Annotated in this window: 16 protein-coding genes; 8 read left to right on the forward strand and 8 right to left on the reverse strand. The window is 49.9% G+C overall.

Features of this window, described 5'->3' with window-relative positions:
- The first annotated feature begins 8 nt into the window (after nt 1-8).
- From IEY24_RS30950 to IEY24_RS32880, 4 genes are all read left to right on the forward strand, one after another.
- The gene (locus IEY24_RS30950) at nt 9-2,114 is read left to right on the forward strand and encodes a ComEA family DNA-binding protein (protein ID WP_229223369.1); all 2,106 of its coding nucleotides are present in this window, start codon (nt 9-11) and stop codon (nt 2,112-2,114) included.
- A gap of 62 nt (nt 2,115-2,176) precedes the next feature.
- Entirely contained in the window at nt 2,177-4,330 is a 2,154-nt protein-coding gene (recQ, locus tag IEY24_RS30955; RefSeq protein WP_188939169.1) for a DNA helicase RecQ, read from the forward strand.
- Between the two features lie 44 nt (nt 4,331-4,374).
- Nucleotides 4,375-4,758, forward strand: coding sequence for a RidA family protein (locus tag IEY24_RS30960; protein WP_188939170.1), 384 nt, complete (start codon nt 4,375-4,377; stop codon nt 4,756-4,758).
- 257 nt (nt 4,759-5,015) lie between these two features.
- On the forward strand, nt 5,016-5,198 hold the full coding sequence (locus IEY24_RS32880) for a hypothetical protein (protein WP_229223370.1): 183 nt from the start codon (nt 5,016-5,018) through the stop codon (nt 5,196-5,198).
- Between the two features lie 39 nt (nt 5,199-5,237).
- Here the strand turns inward: IEY24_RS32880 and IEY24_RS30970 are convergent, their stop codons facing one another.
- From IEY24_RS30970 to IEY24_RS30990, 5 genes are all read right to left on the reverse strand, one after another.
- Nucleotides 5,238-9,038: a DEAD/DEAH box helicase gene (locus IEY24_RS30970; protein ID WP_188939172.1), complete on the reverse strand. Its 3,801-nt coding sequence runs from the start codon at nt 9,036-9,038 to the stop codon at nt 5,238-5,240.
- Nucleotides 9,039-9,127: 89 nt separating this feature from the next.
- Nucleotides 9,128-9,571, reverse strand: coding sequence for an NUDIX domain-containing protein (locus IEY24_RS30975; protein ID WP_188939173.1), 444 nt, complete (start codon nt 9,569-9,571; stop codon nt 9,128-9,130).
- A gap of 59 nt (nt 9,572-9,630) precedes the next feature.
- The gene (gene lpcA / locus IEY24_RS30980; protein WP_188939174.1) at nt 9,631-10,215 is read right to left on the reverse strand and encodes a D-sedoheptulose 7-phosphate isomerase; all 585 of its coding nucleotides are present in this window, start codon (nt 10,213-10,215) and stop codon (nt 9,631-9,633) included.
- A gap of 26 nt (nt 10,216-10,241) precedes the next feature.
- The gene (gene mnmC2 / locus IEY24_RS30985; protein ID WP_188939175.1) at nt 10,242-10,898 is read right to left on the reverse strand and encodes a tRNA (5-methylaminomethyl-2-thiouridine)(34)-methyltransferase MnmC2; all 657 of its coding nucleotides are present in this window, start codon (nt 10,896-10,898) and stop codon (nt 10,242-10,244) included.
- A gap of 29 nt (nt 10,899-10,927) precedes the next feature.
- Complete coding sequence (locus IEY24_RS30990; RefSeq protein ID WP_188939176.1) at nt 10,928-12,196, reverse strand: aspartyl protease family protein; 1,269 nt, start codon at nt 12,194-12,196, stop codon at nt 10,928-10,930.
- A gap of 303 nt (nt 12,197-12,499) precedes the next feature.
- Here IEY24_RS30990 and tpiA point away from each other — a divergent pair, with 303 nt between their 5' ends.
- Nucleotides 12,500-13,261: a triose-phosphate isomerase gene (tpiA, locus tag IEY24_RS30995; protein ID WP_188939177.1), complete on the forward strand. Its 762-nt coding sequence runs from the start codon at nt 12,500-12,502 to the stop codon at nt 13,259-13,261.
- Nucleotides 13,262-13,314: 53 nt separating this feature from the next.
- Here the strand turns inward: tpiA and IEY24_RS31000 are convergent, their stop codons facing one another.
- The 3 genes from IEY24_RS31000 to IEY24_RS31010 all read right to left on the reverse strand — a co-directional run bounded on the left by IEY24_RS31000 (nt 13,315) and on the right by IEY24_RS31010 (nt 16,387).
- Nucleotides 13,315-14,553, reverse strand: a complete 1,239-nt coding sequence (locus IEY24_RS31000) for an OmpA family protein (RefSeq protein WP_188939178.1) — start codon at nt 14,551-14,553, stop codon at nt 13,315-13,317.
- Between the two features lie 84 nt (nt 14,554-14,637).
- Nucleotides 14,638-15,390: a DUF5672 family protein gene (locus tag IEY24_RS31005; protein ID WP_188939179.1), complete on the reverse strand. Its 753-nt coding sequence runs from the start codon at nt 15,388-15,390 to the stop codon at nt 14,638-14,640.
- A 19-nt stretch (nt 15,391-15,409) separates the two neighbouring features.
- Nucleotides 15,410-16,387, reverse strand: coding sequence for a glycosyltransferase family 2 protein (locus IEY24_RS31010; protein ID WP_188939180.1), 978 nt, complete (start codon nt 16,385-16,387; stop codon nt 15,410-15,412).
- Nucleotides 16,388-16,498: 111 nt separating this feature from the next.
- On the opposite strand from IEY24_RS31010, the gene IEY24_RS31015 reads away from it, so the two are divergent.
- From IEY24_RS31015 to uvrA, 3 genes are all read left to right on the forward strand, one after another.
- Nucleotides 16,499-17,050 carry a hypothetical protein gene (locus tag IEY24_RS31015; RefSeq protein WP_188939181.1) on the forward strand — a complete coding sequence of 184 codons (552 nt, stop codon included), beginning with the start codon at nt 16,499-16,501 and terminating at the stop codon, nt 17,048-17,050.
- Nucleotides 17,051-17,064: 14 nt separating this feature from the next.
- Entirely contained in the window at nt 17,065-17,859 is a 795-nt protein-coding gene (locus tag IEY24_RS31020) for a cysteine hydrolase family protein (RefSeq protein ID WP_188939182.1), read from the forward strand.
- A 74-nt stretch (nt 17,860-17,933) separates the two neighbouring features.
- A complete protein-coding gene (uvrA, locus tag IEY24_RS31025) occupies nt 17,934-20,807 on the forward strand; it encodes an excinuclease ABC subunit UvrA (RefSeq protein WP_188939183.1) in 2,874 nt (957 codons plus the stop codon).
- Nucleotides 20,808-20,828: the final 21 nt, after the last annotated feature.

The following is a 20,828-nucleotide window of genomic DNA, read 5'->3' on the forward strand; positions in this document are numbered from 1 at the left end:
TGAGATCGATGAAAACCACATACGCTTTTGATCTTCAAGGGTTTCCTTTTGGCTATTCCCTGTGCATAACCGCATTGCTTTCCATGGGCATGGCAATACTTGCGGCTGCCCAGGAACCGCCCCGAAGCGAAATCGACATCAATCGCTTCATCGCAGAGCTCTTCCCTATCCCACCAGACGACAGCGAAGAACTTTACGAGACGCTTTTACAGCTCTATGCCAGTCCGCTCGACCTCAACGCTGTCAATCCCGACGATCTGGCGGCCCTCTTCATTTTAAGCGAGAAGCAGCTCCGTTCATTTTTCGAATACCGCGCAAAGGCCGGTGCATTATTGTCACTTTATGAACTGCAAGCCATTCCTGAGTTCGACATCTACACCATTCGCAGGTTATTGCCTTTTGTAACGATCAGTGCCAAAGCGGTTTCCATTCACGATGCATTAAAAAATCCCGGTCAGCATTTCCTGATGTTGCGGTCGGGAAAACTGCTGGAACAGCAGAAGGGTTTTGCACCATTGGATTCGAACGCTAACTCCATTACCCGGTACCAGGGGCCACCCTTCAATGGCTACCTCCGCTACCGCAATGCCAGGAACGGTGCGTATAGTTTTGGAATAACATTAGAAAAAGATTCGGGCGAAGAAATATGGCACTGGAATGCAGGACGACAGATTTTTGGGATTGATTATACTTCCTTTCATGTGCAGATCAGTGACAGGGGAAAGCTCAAAAATTTGATAATCGGGGATTTTCAAATGCAGGCCGGGCAGGGCATGGTTATGGGCGCCGGATTTTCGCTTGGCAAAGGTTCGGAAGTGATTCGATCTGTTTACCACAGCACAACCGGTTTAAAACCTTACACATCCGCTACGGAAGCCAACTTCTTCCGTGGCATCGCAGCCAGTTGGAGCTTTGCCCGGCGTACCGACATCACCCTTTTATTTTCAAGAACAAAACGGGATGCGACGCAGGGCCCCGACAGCATTCGTTCCAGCATTACTACCTCGCTGCCCATTACCGGTTACCACCGCACACCTTCCGAAATTGAGAAACATAATGTCCTTCGGGAACAGAATATCGGCCTGCATTTAATACATAAGCTGGCTGCACAAAAGGGTCAGTTCGGGATAACAATGCTTCATACCGGCTATGATTCATTTATTCGAAAGCGCGATCTGCCTTACAACCGATATGAATTTTCAGGCAGACAAAACCTGATTGTAGGCCTGCATGGCGATTATCGCTGGCAGAATATCCATTTTTTCAGCGAAGCGGCCATTTCAGGAAGCGGTGGTACCGGCGCGATCGCCGGCCTCATTGCAAGCGCCGGCAGGAAGCTCGACTTTTCCGCCATGGCCCGGCATTACGCGCGCAACTTTCATACATTCTATGGCAATCCCATCAGCGAAGCCACCCGGCCTATCAATGAACGCGGCGCGTATGCAGGTATCCGCTGGTCACCTTCGCGGAAGTGGCAGTGGAGCGCCTATTTCGACTATTTCCGGTTTCCGTGGCTGAAATTTCAGGTCGATAAGCCCTCCCGCGGCTTTGACTACTTCGTGCATTTGCTATGGAAACCCTCAAAACGGCTAAATGCTTATTGGCTGTTTCATGAAAAACATAAGCAGATCAATGACCCGGCGGCAGAGGACAATGATCCAGCGTTGATCCATTCTGTTAAACGAACTGCCGTATTCAACATCGACTATGAAATTCCGCTCAAATGCGCGTTCCGGACGCGGCTACAATATGGCGGGTTAAAAAACGCGCATTCAAAAGGTTCCAACGGCTTCACAATCGTCCAGGACGTGAGCTGGCACCTCTCTAAACTCGAAGTCAGCGCCCGGGCGGCATTTTTTAAAACCGACGATTATGATAGCCGGCAGTATGTATACGAGAAAGATGTGCTGTATGCATTCTCGATACCGGCCTATTACAATACTGGCACCAGACATTTTCTCATGCTGCGTTATGCCGTGTCAAAACAGCTCAAAATATGGCTCCGGTGGTCGCAAACGCGGTATTCGGATATTGAAAAGATTAGTTCGGGACTCAACGAAATCGAAGGAAACAAACGAAGCGACGCAAAGTTGCAGGTGATGTATCAGTTTTGAAAGCCTATTTTTGCACCGCGAAAGGAAATTCTTTTTGAGTAAATACCATTAATCAGTACAACATGCCCAACAACAAACTTGAAGCGTTAAAAAAATATTTCGGATACGACTCCTTTCGCCCGCAGCAATCCGAAATCATCGACACCATCATGGCCAACCGCGATTGTATGGTGCTTATGCCCACCGGCGGTGGTAAATCCGTCTGTTTTCAGATCCCTGCCGTGCTGCGTGACGGGCTCACGGTGGTAGTCTCGCCGCTGATCGCCCTGATGAAAGACCAGGTGGAAGCATTGCGCGGAAACGGTATTACGGCCGCCTTCCTCAACTCCACCATCTCGGGCACCGAACAGGACCAGATCATGTGGAAAATCAAGCTGGGCGAACTGAAACTGCTCTATATCGCGCCGGAAAGGCTTTTCGCAGGAAATACATTTGATTTGCTACGCGAATGGAATGTGCAGCTTTTCGCGATCGACGAATCGCACTGTATTTCTTCCTGGGGCCACGATTTCCGGCCGGAATACCGCCAGCTGAACCTGTTGAAACAACGCTTCCCCGACGTCCCGATCGTCGCGCTCACCGCAACGGCCGACCGCGTCACACGCCGGGATATATTGAAACAACTCAATATCGAGCACGCCGAAACCTTCATTTCCAGCTTCGACAGACCCAATCTGAGCCTGAATGTGCTGCCGGGAAGAAAGCGTATTGAGCAAATTCAACGCTTTATCAACAAACATGAAGACCAGCCGGGGATTATTTACTGCCTCAGCCGCAAAGGCACCGAAACCGTGGCCGCCAGTTTGCAAAAGGCCGGGCTCCGGGTCGCATACTACCACGCGGGCATGACGGGCGACAAGCGCTCGCAGGTGCAGGAAAATTTCCTGCGGGATGATATTCAGGTAATTGTCGCGACCATTGCATTTGGAATGGGGATTGATAAATCCAATGTCCGCTGGGTGATCCATTATAACTTACCTTCTAACGTCGAGAGTTTTTATCAGGAAATCGGCAGGGCGGGGCGCGATGGTGCTAATGCGGATACGGTGTTGTTTTATAGTTATCTTGACATTATCACGCGGCAGGATATGATCAACAATTCGGACCAGTCGGCGGAACAGAAGGAACTGTTGCACGCCAAACTGAACCGCATGAAACAATACGCGGAAGCCGATATTTGCCGTCGCCGCATTCTTTTGAATTATTTCAACGAGCCGGTCGACCACGACTGCGGCAACTGCGACGTGTGCCGCAACCCGCGCACCCGCTTCGATGCGACCATCATCGCCCAGAAAGCGTTATCGGGCATCGCCCGCACCGAGCAAAAAGTGGCGATGGGTATGCTTGTCGATATTTTACGCGGCAGCCGCAACCGGAATATCATTCAACATGGCTACGAACGGCTGCCCACATTTGGCGTGGGCCACGAGCTGCGCAGCGACGAATGGTCGGAATACCTGAGCCAGATGCTGAACTCCGGCGTAATGGATATCGCTTACGACGAGGCACATTCGTTCAAGCTGAATGCGGTAAGCTGGCAGGTGTTAAAGGGTGAAAAGCAGATCGAACTAGTGAAATTCATCCCGCTCAGCGAGCGCAAAGCAAAAGAAGAAGAGCTGGTACCAAAAGAAAAACCGAAACAGGAGATCATCCGCGATGCACTTTTCGAACGCCTTCGCCAACTTCGCAAAAAATTGGCGGATACGCTGGGCGTGCCACCATACGTCGTTTTCAGCGACGCTTCACTTTCGGAGATGGCCCAGAAAAAACCTATTTCCGAAGCTCAAATGAAAGCCGTTTCCGGCGTCGGGGCCGAAAAGTTTCGTCGTTACGGGGAGGCATTCATCAATGAAATCCTCGATTTCGCACGGGAAAACAATGCGCCCGGCACACGCGTCATGAAGGGAATGACTTTCGTGGAAACCTTCGATTTCTACAAGGAAGGCTATTCCGTGAAGGCGATCGCCGAGAAGCGGAATCTCAATCCGGTGACTATCATCTCGCATTTGGTAAAACTCAAAGAAGACGGCCACGGCATTGACTTGAAATCGCTCATCGAGCCCACGGCCTACAAAACCATCATCGACGCCGCAGAAGAAATCCAGGTCGGTAAAAATGATCCGCTGAAGCCCCTGTTCGAATTACTGAACGAACGGTTTGACTACGGGCAGATCCGGCTGGCGCTGGCGATTTGGGAAGGCGAGCGGCAAAACTAATTCCGCGTGCTTATATTTACTTTTTTAAATACTTAACCATCAATATGTCAAGACAAAATATACTCTCAGGCTCTCCGTGGGAAGACAAAATGGGCTATTGCCGGGCGGTTCGGATCGGGAATATCATTGAAGTTGCCGGAACGGTCGCCATTGTGGACGGGGAAAAAGTGAAGGCCGATGACGCCTATGCGCAAACGAATAATATCATCGAGCGCATTGAAAAGGTATTGCAGGATGCCGGTGCCAGCCTTGCCGACGTTGTTCGCACGCGGATTTTTACAACAGATATTTCCCTTTTTGAGGACATTGCGCGCGCACATGGTGCGTATTTTGGCGAAATTAAGCCCACCACAGGTATTTACGAGATTAGCAAACTGGTATCGGCCGACTACCTGGTTGAGATCGAATTTACAGCCATAGTCCAGTAATATATTGGAAAGTTTAAAAAAAGCCTGTTTCCTGAATGGAAACGGGTTTTTTTTGTGACCATTTTTAATTTCTTCCAACCTTTTGGCGCGAAATTTGCTCTCTGTGGAGGTGTTGTCTGATTTGGAACCCTAAACAATAGACATCTCTTGACATGAAAAATGGAATTACTCTTCTAGTTGCCTCAGTTTTACTGGTTCTGTGCGTAGTGCAAAAAGAAGCCCGGTATGGAACGGCCCAGTATAAAAGTGTAGAAAAAATGTACAATTATCCATCGCCGGATACGAAGATTGCGATTTCGGAATCGCGGTATGAGGGTGAATTGTTGAGCGATGTGCAGCGCTTTGAATTCGCTGATTCCTTGAAATCGGAACCGACAGCCCGGATTGCCAACCAAAGGTTATTGAATATTGCTGCGGGCAGCAAAATGCTCAATTACTGAACCCATATTTCGATTCAGTAATTGAGCTGATATTCGATTTCAGCTGAACAGCCCCATAATATCTTCCTGGCTCAGCTTCTTGATAAAGCCGGATTCCCCGCCGACCAAATCTTCTGCCAAATCCTGCTTGCGCTGCTGCAACAACAGAATCTTCTCTTCAATCGTATCCTTGCAGATCATTTTATAGGCAAACACCTTGCGCGTTTGTCCGATACGGTGCGTACGGTCGATCGCCTGGCGTTCCACGGCAGGGTTCCACCACGGATCGACGAGGTAAACGTAGTCCGCTTCGGTGAGGTTAAGCCCTACCCCGCCTGCTTTGAGGCTCATCAGGAACACGCGGCAAGTATCATCGCTTTGGAAACGGTTCACACGTCCTGCGCGATCGACAGTCTGGCCGTCGAGGTATTCGTAAGGGATATTCACCTTTTCCAAATGCTTGCGGATTAGATCCAACATTCCCAAAAACTGGCTGAATATCAATATCTTGTGGTTCGAAGCATTTTCCTCGATTTCCCGCGTAATTTCTTCCAGCTTCGCCGATTCGCTGCCAAAATCCTCATCACCCGACAGAATAGAAGGCGAGTCGCATATCTGGCGAAGTTTCAGCAATGCTTCGAGAATGAGGAAGCTGCTTTTGTTAAGCCCTTCGGTAGCCAGTTTCTCGGCAATCTCCTGGCGGTAGCGCTCGCGGAATGTGTCGTACACTTTCCGTTGCTTATTACCCATCTCGCAGAACAGGATCGTTTCGGTTTTGTCCGGTAAATCGGTCGCGACTTCTTCTTTCGTACGTTTGAGCATAAATGGATACACGAGCTTTCGCAACTCGGCCGCCTTTTCCTTGTCCTGGTATTTATCGATCGGCGTCGCATACTCCGTTCGGAAAAAGTCGGCATGGCCGAGCATTCCGGGGTTCAGGAATTCAAATTGCGAGTACAAATCAAATGTATTGTTCTCGACAGGCGTACCCGTCATGGTCAGGCGGTTGCGCGCACGCAGTAAGCGCGAAGCCTTGGAGGTAAGCGAATCAGGGTTTTTGATCGCCTGAGCTTCGTCGAGGATAATGTAGTTGAAGTCGAACTGCCTCAGTAGCTCGACATCGCTCCGCATGGTGCCGTAAGTCGTGAGGATAATGTCGTACTCGCGGAAAAAATCGATGTCTTTCCTTCTCGACATCCCGCGATGAACGTATAATTTAAGGTCCGGTGTAAATTTCGCCGCCTCTGCCTGCCAGTTGAAAATCAGGGTTGTGGGAACTACGACAAGGTTCGTATAGTTCGGTTCCAGGTTCTTCTGGTTTTGCAGGAATGTCAGCATTTGCAGGGTTTTACCTAAACCCATATCATCCGCCAGACATCCGCCCCATTGAAACTCGTCGAGGAAGTGAAGCCATTTGTAACCCTCTTCCTGATACTGCCGGAGCGTCGCCTGGATATTCTGCGGAAGTGGTACCGACGGGATTTGTTTAAAATTGAGCAGTTTTTGTTTCTTCTCCCAAAGTTCGCGGAACACGTCCTCGTTATCGATCTCCGAAACCAGCTCGTCGATCAGCGAGAAATGGATTTTGGATAAATGGAGCTGATCGTCGTTCACGCGGCCAAACTGCATCAACGGTTCCAGTTTCGCTATCCATTCATCGGGAAGCACACCCAGCGAACCGTCCTGCAACTGAATATAATTCTGCTTTTTGAGTAACGCCTTTTTCGCGTCAGCCAATGTCACTGTCTGGTCGCCGAAAGTGATCTCGATCCGCATATCGAACCAGTCGATACCCGACGACGTGTGCACTTTCACCGTCCCGCGGTTGGGGTTGAAGCGCATTTTTTTCAGGTCTTTAAACCCGAAAATGTCGTAATGCTTCTTCTTGGCGGCATCCACAAAATTGAAGAGCCAGCCGTTTTTCATTACCTGCTCAAACGGCACGTAGAAAAACGGTTGCCCGGTTTGGTGTTCAAAACCGGGGTGCAATGCTTTTGCCCAATCCCACACCTCATTCTCCGCCTGAACGTCGCGTTCAAGCATGGTAATCTGGTTATTATCAAAACTGGTCCTCGTACGGCGCTGGTCGTGCAGCAGTTCGAGTTCTTCCCCCTTTCGTTGCTCGGTTGTGCCGTTTTCTTCCAGATACACATACGAAGGAACGATCAGTAAGTTTGCCTCGTCCTCTTTCAGGTAAAATTTCGGTTTTTGGAAAACCAGCGGGGATGTTTGTATCTGGTGCCTTGTCTGGAAAATTACATCGAATTTTTCTGACACCGGAATAATCCAGTCTCTCAGGAAATCGTCACCAAAATCCTTCCTAACCCTTATTTTAAATCCGTTCTGGCTCAGGTAAGCCACCATTTCGGCCTCGCTGATACCCGCCCAGCGGAATAATGTCTTCTCATTGTAAAGCCCCAGCCAGAAGCTGTCGAGCGACACCACTTTCTGCAATTCCAGCGGCGTGCCTGGCTTGATTTCTACGTAGGGATTGAGGGTAATGAACTCCTTGTCTTCTGTGAGCACAAAAAACAGTTTCACCGGCTCGCGGTGCAGTTCGAGCTGCGTTAGCTGGTGATTACTGGTCACATAATCGCCGTCGGCCAGGAATAGCCGGTCGCCATCGAGGTCATTGAAAACACGGGTAAGCTGTTTGCCGACGTAATTGCGGGCTTCGTAACGCTGATCAGCTTCCACATCGTCGAAATGCAGGTACGCGTTGTATGCCCAGCCTTGTTTACGAATGAATTTTTGAAGCCCCTCTTCCCAATGCTTCGCCATACGTACAAGTCGCGCGTCGGACTCTGTCAGAACGGGGATTTCATCTGCTGAATAATAGTGGCTCGACCCACCCGCTATATTGCGGATATTGGTAACCTTCTCGGATTTGGCACTGAATTTGACGGAAAAAACCCCGAAACCAATGTCCAGCAAATGGTTTTTTCCCTTCGGCCAAAACACAAAAATAGAAACCCGGTCCTCGTCGTCCTGCCCGTTTTCCGTCAAAGTCACGGCAAAAGACGACTCCTGTGCGGGCAATATGCGTTCGCGTAACGATTGCCAGTCCTGGTAGGCACCTACTTTCTGGATGGCCGGATCAAGCTTGGTCAAATGCAGCCCGCCGTCTTCGTCGAGCCGGAACTCGAATTTATCTTTGTATTGATCTTCAAGCGAATAGCCATATTCGGCCAGCAGATTGCTTTTTTCGACAGTGAGGTCGCGCATTACCTCGAATGCTTTCTCGCCCAGTTCTTCGCGGAGTTTGAGCAACGCGGCCAGCTTGTGCTCGCAGAGCGGCACCCAGAGTTTCTGGTTGCAGGTACACGAAGTCTGAATCTGGCGGGTGCCTTTTACGCGCCGGAATGTAGTCATATACTCCTGATCCTTATCCGTCACCTGGCATTCCGCCTCGCCTTCCTTCGCCGATACGATCTCCACCGGGCCCACGTTCCCGCGGTTCTGCCAGGTTTCGTCGAGCACCATGCCGCGCAACTGCATTTCTCGGATTTCCTGCAATTCGATCGTCGTGTTGGCCATTTCATGCACAACCTGCTTGATCGTCGGCATTTTGTCGAGAATGTACAAAATACTGGCCACACGGTGTTTACACAGCCCGGCTTTATCCGGACAGGAACATTCGGTGGTTATTTGCGGTGTGAGAAAATCGCGGATGAAAATCTGGTAGTACTGGATCGAATAGTCGCTTTTGACCTTGAACTCAGCATTACCGGGGCCATTATAATCGAGTTTGGAAACTTTTAAGCCGCCACTGCTATAAATGGAACGCCCTCTTGATAGTACATCCCGCTCCGCCCGTCTCAGCAAGAAGTTTGATAATTTCTCCTTCTTTTCGTTTTCCATTTACCCTGCTGCCTATTAAAAACGCAAAAGTACGGTATGTTTCTGTCTTATAGAAACGAACGGAGAAGTATTGACCCGAACTATGTAGTTTATGAGCGCACATAAGGCTGATCGATGACACCAATATGCCCCGAATGCAGCGCGTCATTGCAGAATGCAGCGATCTGCGGGCCTACATTGGGATATAAATGCCTTGAAGAAAGCGATGAAACCGGCAGCCATACGATTTCCAGTGCCGTAGTATGCGCCGGATCGAGCACCGGGGTGCCCTTTGTTATATTTGCATTAAATACCATGTGCAGCGTCTCTTTCCGCACTTCATGCCAGATCACTTCGCCGCAAGACACCATTTTCCCGACCTCAACTTCCACGCCCAGTTCCTCCATCAGCTCTCGCGCCAATGCGTCCGAAAGCGATTCGCCGGGGTCGGGATTACCTCCTGGCAATGCAAATACCTCCTTTTCGCCATAGCAATAGCGCAGCGTGAGGATCTTGTCGTTTTCGAGAATGATAGCGGATGGACGGACGTTCATAATTGTGTGCTTAAATCATGATGACTATTGCTCAATAAACAAACTTCCGGCCATAACTCTTACTCCCGCAGCACCATTTTTTCGATCAGGAGCATGAAAATGTGGATCACCTTGATATGAATTTCCTGAATGCGGTCGGCGTAACCGAAATGCGGCACGCGGATTTCAACGTCGGCCACGCCCGCGAGCTTGCCCCCGTCCTTTCCCGACATGATGACGATCTTCATGCCTTTTGCCCTGGCAGCTTCGGCAGCGCGAATGATATTTGCGGAGTTTCCGCTCGTGCTCAGCCCAAGAAGCACGTCGCCTGGCTGACCCAATGCTTCAATATATCTTGAAAACACATATTCGTACCCGAAATCGTTGCTGACGCAGCTCAGATGGCTCACGTCGGAGATCGCGATGGCAGGCAGTGCGCGGCGGTTATCGCGGTAGCGGCCGGTTAGTTCTTCCGCGAAATGCATCGCGTCGCAATGCGACCCGCCATTCCCACAGGAAAGGATTTTACCGTTGTGGATGATCGCCTCGGCCATCAGACCCGCTGCTTTTTCGATCTTTTCAATCTGTTCGGGATCGCTCAGGAAACTGTCCAGAACAGTTTGTGCTTCTTTAAGTTCCTGGCTAATAATGCTTTGATAATTCATGCTAATATCTGATTCTATTAAATCTTTTAAAGTCTGATGGCTTTGAGAACGTGTGTCTTCCGGCCCGGGCCCTTATGCCGCTCTACGATAAAGCCCCCTGCTCGTAGCGCCCTTTTAACGATTCCTTTCGAAGAATATGTTACTAATACGCCTCCCTGCGACGTTTGGGCCGCTATTTTGGCAAAAATTTCTTTCTCCCAAAGCTCGGGTTGGGCCCGCGGGTCGAAAGCGTCGTAGAAAATAACGTCAAAAAATCGCTCCGAGGTGAAGTCCTGCACGGTGGTTTGCTCCTTTCGGAGGCTAAAAAAAGGAGAAATGGCCGTTTCTGCGCCCCAAGGCGCGTGGTGCAGCTGCATAAAACCGGTGGCGCCGGAAGCTTCCTCGTAATTCAGTTGCGACGCTTCCAGCAACGACACAGGATAGGCCTCCACAGATGTGTAGAAAACCTGTTTTTGGAGGCTATCGGCCAGCTTCCAGGCGAGGAAGGCATTCAGCCCGGTACCGAAGCCCATTTCAAAAACGTAAACCGGTCCCGAAGCATTCTCCAGGACCGGCTTTAAACCGAGATTGATATATATGTGCTCCGATTCCATCAGGGCACCTTGCAATGAATGGTATTGCTGCTTGAACTGCGCACTGAACAGCGAATGCGAGCCGTCTTCGGTAATGATGAAGCGATCCAAATGGCCGGGTTTTAGTTTGGCCAAAAGTACTAAATCATTCTGCGCAGTGTGACCTGGGTAAAGAAAATATCGCCTTTCCGTTTCACTAGCAGGTCCACATTTTTGCCATCGCCCCGCTGCAAAAGCTTGTATATTTCGCTCACATTGAGCTCCGAAGCGGAGTGATCATCGATAAACAGGAGCTGATCACCTTCCATCAACCCGGCGCGTGCGGCCGGAGAATCGGTTACGACGTGGTTGACGATGTAACTACGCAGGTCCCTTCCTTCCGCACGGATTTCCATCCCGCTCATATCATGCTCGAATTTCTCGCGCAGGCGACTTCTGATCGGTTTCAGCACCATATAGTGCTCGCCGTAGTTGAATGTCACTTTGAAACGGCGGAGCAGTTCGCAACCGATATTACCCTGCCGCTCGGCTCCGGCCCGGATTTTCGAACCGAATGCGATACTGTCGGGAAACGAGGCTACCACATTATTCAGCTCGAAACGGCCCAACCGCATTTTATCGACACGGCCCAGGTTGCCATTAATAACCCCGTTCAAACCCCGGCCCAACTGCGCGCGGATCACCTTTTCCGGTAAGCGGAAGGTTTCTTTGCGCGTATTGTTGAGAAGCAAGGCGTGGCCTGCACCGGTGTCGATCAGCACCCGGATCGGATGCTCGCGGCCATCGGCGAAAAGCGTCACCGCGTCGGTAAATGGCTTGGTATCCTCGATGATGAGCGGGTGTTTGTCGCCTTTGCTGGTTTTGTACTTGTACCTGTCAGGGCGCATCAGCAGTATTTCTTTTTTGGCAAAATCGATCGTTACGACGAAGTTGTTGAAGATTTCATACCCGAAAATCCCATGCACAGGCACGCCCACGTATTCAGAAAGCCGCAGGAAATCCTGTTCGAGGATCACGATATTCTGATGATTGGCTTTAAGCCTGCCCATCGAAAACTTATTATCGATCGCGACATGCGCCGAAATGGATGCCCCCTCGCCCGCACCTGTGAGGTTCACCTTGCGGGTCATACGCAGCTTGTCGGCTTTGAGGACGTTCGGATCGGTGATGATGATGGAGCTAACGCCGGTGTCGAGGATAAAACGCAGTGAATCATTGTCGTTGATCTTCGCGTAAAGCAATATAAGATTGGAATGCAGCTCGAACGGGATGCGTGCTGTTTTGTAGTTTTTGTCTAAAAAATAACCATACTTTTCCTCTGATACAGGGGGAACGTCGCTGGAATGGCCGAATGTTAGGGTGTGGGTAAAAAGTATGATCGCTGCTATGAACCACTTAGACGTTTTCATCGTGGCCTCCTTTCTTTAAGTACTATGTGTCAAATTCTGTCCGCAATATCATTTTAAACACTCTGATTATAAATGACTTAGTAAGTTGATTTATATCCTTCGGTGTACGTTAAGTGTCGAAATCAGTCCAATCGGTTAATTCAAGTAAAAATAGCTCAATTTGCATTAATAAAACACAAAAAAATCTCGATATGTGCAAACTTTCCGACATTTTTTTGATCACATATATATAATCACGTAAATGATGAAAATATGGTACTTTTGTTGCGTAAAATGACTTATTTCCATAATAAAAATTTTCTCATGCGAAAAAAAATTGTTGCCGGTAACTGGAAGATGAACAAGGTTCTGGATGAAGCGGTTGCGCTTACTTCGGAGCTCGTTAATATGGCCAAAGACGAGGTCCGGAATGACGCGAAAATCATCCTTTGCCCTCCTGCGATTTACCTTACTACGATTCAAAAATATATCGAGAACGAGCCCAACTTCGCGTTGGCCGCTCAAAACTGCTCCGACAAAGTTTCGGGAGCATTCACCGGTGAGATTTCCGCACAAATGCTGCAATCGATCGGTGTACAATATGTGCTGATCGGCCACAGCGAACGCCGCCAGTATTTCAATGAAACCAATGCACTGCTTGCAGAAAAAGTAAATACCGCATTGGCCAACGGCGTTTCTCCAATCTTCTGCTGCGGCGAGTCACTCGAACAGCGCCAGAATGACGATTATATCGGTTTTGTGAAAAACCAGCTGACCGAAAGCCTTTTCCACCTTTCGGAAGAACAATTGAAGTCGGTTGTGATCGCCTATGAGCCTATTTGGGCCATTGGAACGGGCCTTACCGCCTCGGCTGAGCAAGCGCAGGACATGCATGCGGCATTGCGCGCGCACATCGCGTCGAAATACGGTGCGGATGTAGCCGACGAAATTTCCATCCTCTACGGCGGAAGCGTTACAGCAGCCAGCGCTCCCGAACTGTTCGCAGCCCCGGATATCGACGGCGGCCTGGTAGGCGGTGCTTCGTTGAAATCACGGGAGTTTACCAATATTATCAAGGCGAGATAGTCGGATTGTCATCCTGAGTGTGACAATAGTGCTCGCTCAGGATGACAATTAGATCACATTTCCGTAATCACAAATTCCACCCGGCGGTTCTTTTTCCGCTCTTCTTCGGTTCCTTTGGTGATTGGCCTTGTGCCGCCGTAACCTTTCGCTTCGATACGGCTTCCATTAATGCCCTTTTCTACGAGGTAGTTTTTTACCGCCTCCGCGCGCTGACGGGAGAGTTCAAGGTTTTTGTCAAAGTCACCTACATTATCGGTATGGCCTTCGACCCGGATCTTGACTGTCGGACTGTCGCGCATGACGTCTACCAGCCGGTTCAGCTCTTCAAAGGATTCAGGAAGCAACGTGTATTGGGAAGTTTCAAAATAAATATTAGGGAGCAAAATCGTTTCTCCGACGATGAGCGGCGTAAGATATACGTCCTGATCAAAAGACTTGCCCGAAGAGTCGCCCGGCGCGAGGCTGAACGACGACCCGTAGTAGCCGCGGGCCATTACACGGAATTTATATTGCTCACCCGCATCGACGCCCACCCGGTATTTTCCGGATGACGACCGGATTTGCAGCGTATCCCCGCTTTCGATGTAGGAAAGCTGGGCGGCGATCGGCTCCTTCGTTTTCGCATTGTAAACCGTACCTCTTAAAACAGCCGTTTCACTCTCTTTTTTCGGAGCGGGTACCGGAACCTTCTTTTGGGGTGCTTTTACGGCTGGTTTTTTCGCCGGCGGTGTCGTTGCTTTGGCTATCGGCTTCGATGATTTCTCAGGCTGTTTTTTCAACGGGTTTTTGACATGGATTCCGTAAAAATTCCACGACTGGTAACCGCCCGAACTTCTGCCTTCGTAAAAATCGAACTCCTCGATTCCCGGCGTAAGTCTTTCGAAATAGGCCACAAAATCCACCGTATCGCCATTTGCGACGCTTGTTTTAGTAGTGGTAGTGATATTTTCTGCCCTGATAAATTTGAATTTTTTATCGATTTCACCAGGCTTGTACAGCCTCGTTTCAGGATCGAGCCAGATCTGACTTTGGCCTTGCTGCTGCAATTTTGGAATGCGCGAGTCGGGAAATGGTGACGTCCGTGGTTGTGATCGCAATTGCGGCTGCTGGGCTTGCTTGTCGATGAATTGCAGATAGACAACCGTGTTGGCATCCGTCAGTTCTACCTTCTTGATTTTCACATAGGGAACCGACGACTCCTCTACCCTGGGATTCTCAGTAATTTGCCCGAAGCTGGTATGGATTGACAGTAAAATGGCTCCAAAACTGGCCGAAAGCAACTTGAAATTCATAGCGATATTGGGGTTTGAATTAAATATCAGCAAGAACGTCCGAAAATCGATGATAGTTTGTTAAAAATTGTTAAACGCAGAAAATCACTGGTTTACAGGAATAAACGGAATCCAGAAAGCCGGATCGTAGCGCTCCCAGGCGTGGCAGGCGAACGGCAACTGATGGTTTGTAAGCTCATAACTCGCGGCCGGGCTTTTCTCGAACGAGAAACGCAATGCCTCGCGCCATTCCGGTAATCTCATAAAGATTTTCATCGGTTTGAGCCGCGTCGCTTCCTGGCAGAAAAGCATGTCTTCATTGCCTTTCCAGGAGGGGTAGAATAGGTTGTATATCTTTAAATAGCGTAAAAACGCAGCTATTTTTCGCAAGGACAGGCCTCCATTAAGCACCACACGATGGGACGACAACGCGTCGGCAAAATCCTGCGCCGCCTCGGCAGAAATCGTATCGAACTCGGGCATGTGAAGTGACGGCGCGCCCACATAGTCATAACCTTTGGCACACCATTCTTCGAGCTCGTCGCGGAAAACAAATGCATCAAGCTGGTAAATGAGGATGTATTGGTAAGCGTCGAAGGCCTTGTAAAAATCAATGGACACCATCAGCCGGTTATAGGCATCGACGCCCGCGAAGTAACTGTTAGCAAACGACTGGACCCTGAGCGCCGGGTATTGTTGCTGCAATGCGGAAAGGTCGAGGCCGGCAGGTTTCACGACGATCACCGGGTAGTTGCCCAGCACAGCCATACATTGCCGCAACGACATTTGCTCGGCATCCGTCATATTTGCCTGATACACAGGTATCACCACCGCCACCCGCGACTTTTTTTCAGCCATTTTAATGTTAATCCAGTTCCTATTCGAATAAATCTCCTACCGCCGGCAGCCACCAGTCTTTACTGCTAAACTTGTAATAACCGCGCAGCAATTGGCTCAGCACCGGTGTAAGTCGTTTGAAACGGCTTTCGGGCAGTCCCGCCCGGGTGTAAAAATGCTTTTGGGAAAGATACAATTTAAGCAGTTTCTCGCGCGGGACGAACGGAAGCGCGCGAAGAAGCAGATAAAGCTCATGCAGCTTATTGGCCTTTTCTTTCAACGGGACGAGCTTTAATTTCCGGTCGCGTTTGAAACGGTGGGCGAGCTGCACTTTCTCGACCTTGTTGCCAAATCCCACCTGCTGGCTGGAATGGATGCGGTACGAAATAAGGGATTCGGGTATGAATTCTATCTTGTTTTCCAGGCTCAACACCATGGCTATCCAGGCATCATGGATCAAATCCTGCACGTGCGTAGGGAAAGGCATGAGCCGGGCGAGGCATGATTTGCGGATCGCGAGCGTGGCGCCTGTCACCACAAACCCGTTAAAAAGGATCTCATGAGGTTTGCCGCTTTCCCAGATCTGCTGCCGTGCTCTGTCAAACTCGATTTCTTCCCAAATAGTCCTGCCGGTTGGCTCCGAATCGTCATTGATCATTTCCGCATCGCTGAACACCGCGTCGAGGTCCGGGCGCGCATTCAGGAATGCAAGCTGCTTTTGCACCTTATCGTTTCGCCAGCGGTCGTCCTGGTCACACAGGAAAATCACGTCCCCTTCACATAGCGACAGGCACTTCTCGAAATTCCTGGTCGAACCGAGATTCTGCTCGTTCACATAAATGCGAACGGCGAACTTGCTGGTAGTAGCAAAAGATTTTATGATTTCAATCGTGTCGTCCTTAGATCTGTCGTCGCAAACAACCAATTCATCCACCGAAACCGTCTGATCAGCAATGCTCTTCAACTGTTCGGGCAAGTACTTTGCCCCGTTGTAAGTACACATAGCTACTGAAATCATAATGTGTATCTGTATTTTATATTTTTGTAAAAGCTTCCCGGCCTTTTTAATAGGCCATAAAGTTACGTGGTTGAGCCGGGAATTAAATCAAAAGTTATTAAAACCACTTGAATGGCATTACCAGAACAGCTTAAAAAGGCGATTATCCAGATGCCGGCGAAAGAAAAGGATAAATTGCTCCTGAGGCTGATCACCAAAGACAAGACCCTGAGCGACCGCCTGCATTTCGAACTGATCGAAGACAGTTCCACCATTCCCGAACGCCGCGAAGAGCTCATGGGGCGGATCGTGCGGACATCGAAGTTCAACCAGAATACGCCGGGTTGGGTACTGACGGATATGCGCAGCCTCAGTGCGGATATTGCCTATCATGTGAAGGTTACGAAGGATAAGGTCGGGGGCATTGAGTTGAATATTTTTCTCTTGAATACATTCCTGGAAGGCTACTCCAACATTCTGAGAACCTACTCGTCCCGCGCCGATACCTGTGCATTGTACATTGCCAAAAAGGCCCAGGTGATCCTTAACGGCCTTAGTAAACTCGACGATGACTACCGGATCGACTATATCAAAGACACGAACCGAATGCTTCAACTCGTTTTCAGCCTCTGTTCCAAAATGTACGCCCGACAAATGGAACTGCCGCACGAACTGGAATTTTAACACACCATTGATCTATGAAAAAGACCGCATTGCTGATTATCGACGCCCAATACGATTTCTGTGATCCTAACGGGACATTATACGTTCCCGGGGCCGAGAAAGACGTTGAGCGCATTGCCAGCCTCATTGCGTTGGAAGGCGACAAAATCGATTCAATATTCCTGACGCTCGATACCCACAAGGTGCTGGACATTGCGCACCCGCTTTTCTGGGAAGATCGGAACGGCAATACGGTCGCACCGTTTACGCTGATTTCAACCCAATCGGTGGAAGCGGGCAAATGGATCCCGCGCTACCATCGCGAATATGTTTTGAAATATCTGCAAACCCTTGAAGAAGAAGGCGAATTCCAGCATTTTATCTGGCCGGAGCATTGCCTTGCCGGCTCCAAAGGGGCGGCAATCGACGATACGCTCATGCGCGCCGTGCTCGCCTGGGCGCACCGCACCCGCCGCGACTACCGGACGGTTTCGAAAGGTATTAACCCGCTGACCGAGCATTTCGGGGTTTTCAAAGCCCAGGTACCGGTGGCTAATGCACCCGAAACAGAGCTGGATGAACGTTTTCTGGCTGAGCTAAGCGAATATGATCAGGTACTCGTGGCCGGCGAAGCACGTTCGCATTGTGTCGCGACGAGCATCCGGCAGATCGTCAAATATGCCCCTGCATTGGCTGCGAAAGTCGTTGCGCTCACCGACTGCATGTCCGACGTCCCCAACTTCGGTCACTTCGCCGATCCTATATTTGAAGAAGCCGCCAAAAGCGGCATGAAATTTATGAAAGCGGGCCAGGTTTTTAAAGAAAACTAAATGCCGCGCCTTTTGGTTATAATAGTATCACATCATCATTCAAACTAATATCATAATCCATCGATAACCCCGCTATGATGCAATTAGCAGTGCCCCGGATCGAGGCCGATCAGTTCGATGAACTGGATCCGAGACAATACATTCTGATCAAAGGTGCCCGTGTCAACAATCTGAAAAACATCGATGTGGCGATCCCGCGCAACAAGCTGGTCGTTATTACGGGTCTTTCCGGCTCAGGAAAATCGTCATTGGCCTTCGATACGCTGTTTGCGGAAGGCCAGCGCATGTACGTGGAAAGTCTTAGCAGCTACGCGCGGCAGTTTCTCGGACGGATGGAAAAGCCGGAAGTGGAATACATTAAAGGCATTTCGCCGGCTATTGCCATCGAGCAGAAGGTCAATACCCGTAATCCGCGATCTACGGTGGGTACTTCCACGGAGATTTACGATTATCTCAAACTGCTTTTCGCACGCATAGGACACACCTATTCGCCGGTTTCCGGGGGAATCGTGCGGAAAGACTCGGTGACCGACGTGGTGAACTACATGCTCGCGCACGACGAGGGCACGCGTGTGATGATTCTCGCGCCGCTACTCATCCGCGACGGCCGCTCGCAAATTGAAGAACTCACGATCCTGCTTTCCAAAGGCTACAACCGTATTGTGCTGAACGAGGAAGTCGTTTCAATCGAAGATATTCTCGAAAAACCCGACCATTTTCCGCAGGCCGGCAACCAGGTTTTTATCCTCATCGACCGCGCCGCGATCAAACATAACGACGAGGACACACAGTACCGCCTTTCCGACTCCGTACAAACCGCCTTTTTTGAAGGAGAAGGGACCTGTACAGTGAATATTGTAGGAGGAGAAAAAAGGGTTTTCTCCGACAAGTTCGAACTCGACGGCATTACGTTCGAGGAACCGACAGTCAACCTTTTCAGCTTTAACAATCCTTTCGGTGCCTGCAAAAGGTGTGAAGGGTTTGGAAAAATATTGGGAATAGACCCTGACCTGGTCATTCCAGACAAAAATCTCTCGGTGTACGACGGTGCCATAGCACCCTGGCGTACCGAGAAAATGGGCGAATGGCTGGTTCCGCTCGTCCGCAACGGCGTGAAATTCGATTTCCCGATCCACAGGCCTTATAAAGACCTTACACCTGCGCAGAAAGAGCTGCTCTGGACCGGTAACCAATATTTCGACGGTATTAACGATTTCATCTCGGAACTCGAATCTCAAACACACAAAATCCAATACCGTGTAATGCTCTCGCGCTTCCGCGGCCGCACGACCTGCCCGGACTGCCGTGGCTCACGCTTGCGGAAGGACGCTTCCTATGTCAAAATAGGCGGCAAATCCATTACCGATTTGGTGTTAATGCCTATTCAGGATGTTTCAGGCTTTTTCAAAGAGCTCGGGCTCGGCGACCACGACCGTCAGATTGCACGTCGCGTCCTGACGGAAATCGAATCGCGCCTGGATTATATGAACCGCGTCGGACTTGGTTATCTAACCTTAAACCGGTTGACCAGCACATTATCCGGCGGTGAATTCCAGCGCATCAAGCTGGCAACTTCATTGGGAAGCGCATTGGTAGGCTCAATGTACATTCTCGACGAACCGAGTATCGGCTTACACCCGCGCGATACGCAAAGGCTGGTGGGCGTGCTCGAATCGCTTCGTGACCTGGGCAATACCGTAATTGTAGTCGAACACGAGGAAGAAGTAATGCACGCGGCGGATCAGATCATCGACATTGGCCCCGAAGCCGGAACTGGCGGCGGGCACCTGGTTTTCCAGGGAAACCAGCGCGATATCGAGGCGCTGAAAGTCGATGGTAGTCTGGGAGGTAAGAGCAGTCAGGAGATTAACGCGCAGTCGCATACGTTGGATTTCTTGCTGGGGAATGATTCTATTACTGTTCCCACTGTCAGAAGGAAGTCTTTGCACTTCCTGGAAATCAAGGGTGCACGGGAGAATAATTTAAAGGAACTCGATGTAAAAATCCCTTTGAATAACCTAACCGTCGTCACCGGCGTGAGTGGTTCAGGAAAATCTACACTGATCCGGAAGATCCTGTACCCTGCATTAATGCGCCTTAAAGGCGAGTTTAGTGAAGATGTAGGACGTTTCGACGAGCTTACGGGCAGCGTAGATCGCATCGAGGCCGTTGAAATGATCGACCAAAACCCGATCGGGAAATCGTCGCGCTCGAACCCGGTTACTTATATTAAGGCTTATGATTATATCCGGCAGATGATGTCGGAACAGCCGCTTTCGAAAGCAAGGGGCTATAAACCCTCGCATTTCTCCTTCAACGTCGACGGTGGCCGTTGCGAAATATGCCAGGGCGAGGGCCAGGTGAAGATCGAAATGCAGTTTATGGCCGACATTTACCTGACTTGCGAGGGCTGTAACGGCAAGCGTTTCAAGCAGGAAATCCAGGAAGTAAAATATCAGGACAAAGATGTTGCCGAAATCCTCGACATGACCGTCGACGAGGCTATCGAATTTTTCAGGCAGGGCGAACCCAAGCTTGCCGATAAATTGCTTCCATTGCAAGAGGTAGGGCTTGGATATGTAGGGCTTGGGCAATCTTCAAACACATTGTCCGGCGGTGAGGCACAGCGTGTTAAACTCGCCTCGTTCCTGGGGAAGGGCTCTTCCAATAAAGGCAAAACACTCTTCATTTTCGACGAACCGACCACCGGTTTGCATTTCCACGACATTAAAAAGCTCCTCAAAGCCATCAATGCACTGGTAGAGCAAGGCGACAGCGTGATCATCATCGAACACAATATGGAGGTCATCAAAAGCGCCGACTGGATCATCGACCTCGGCCCCGAAGGCGGCGAAAATGGCGGGCAGCTCACATTCACCGGTACTCCCGAGGAAATGGTAAAGCTCGAAGGAAACTACACGGCGGACTTTTTGAGGGAAAAGATTTGATATTGTGAGTATGTCCCTTAA

Source organism: Dyadobacter endophyticus, assembly GCF_014641595.1.
Taxonomy (GTDB): Bacteria; Bacteroidota; Bacteroidia; order Cytophagales; family Spirosomataceae; genus Dyadobacter; species Dyadobacter endophyticus.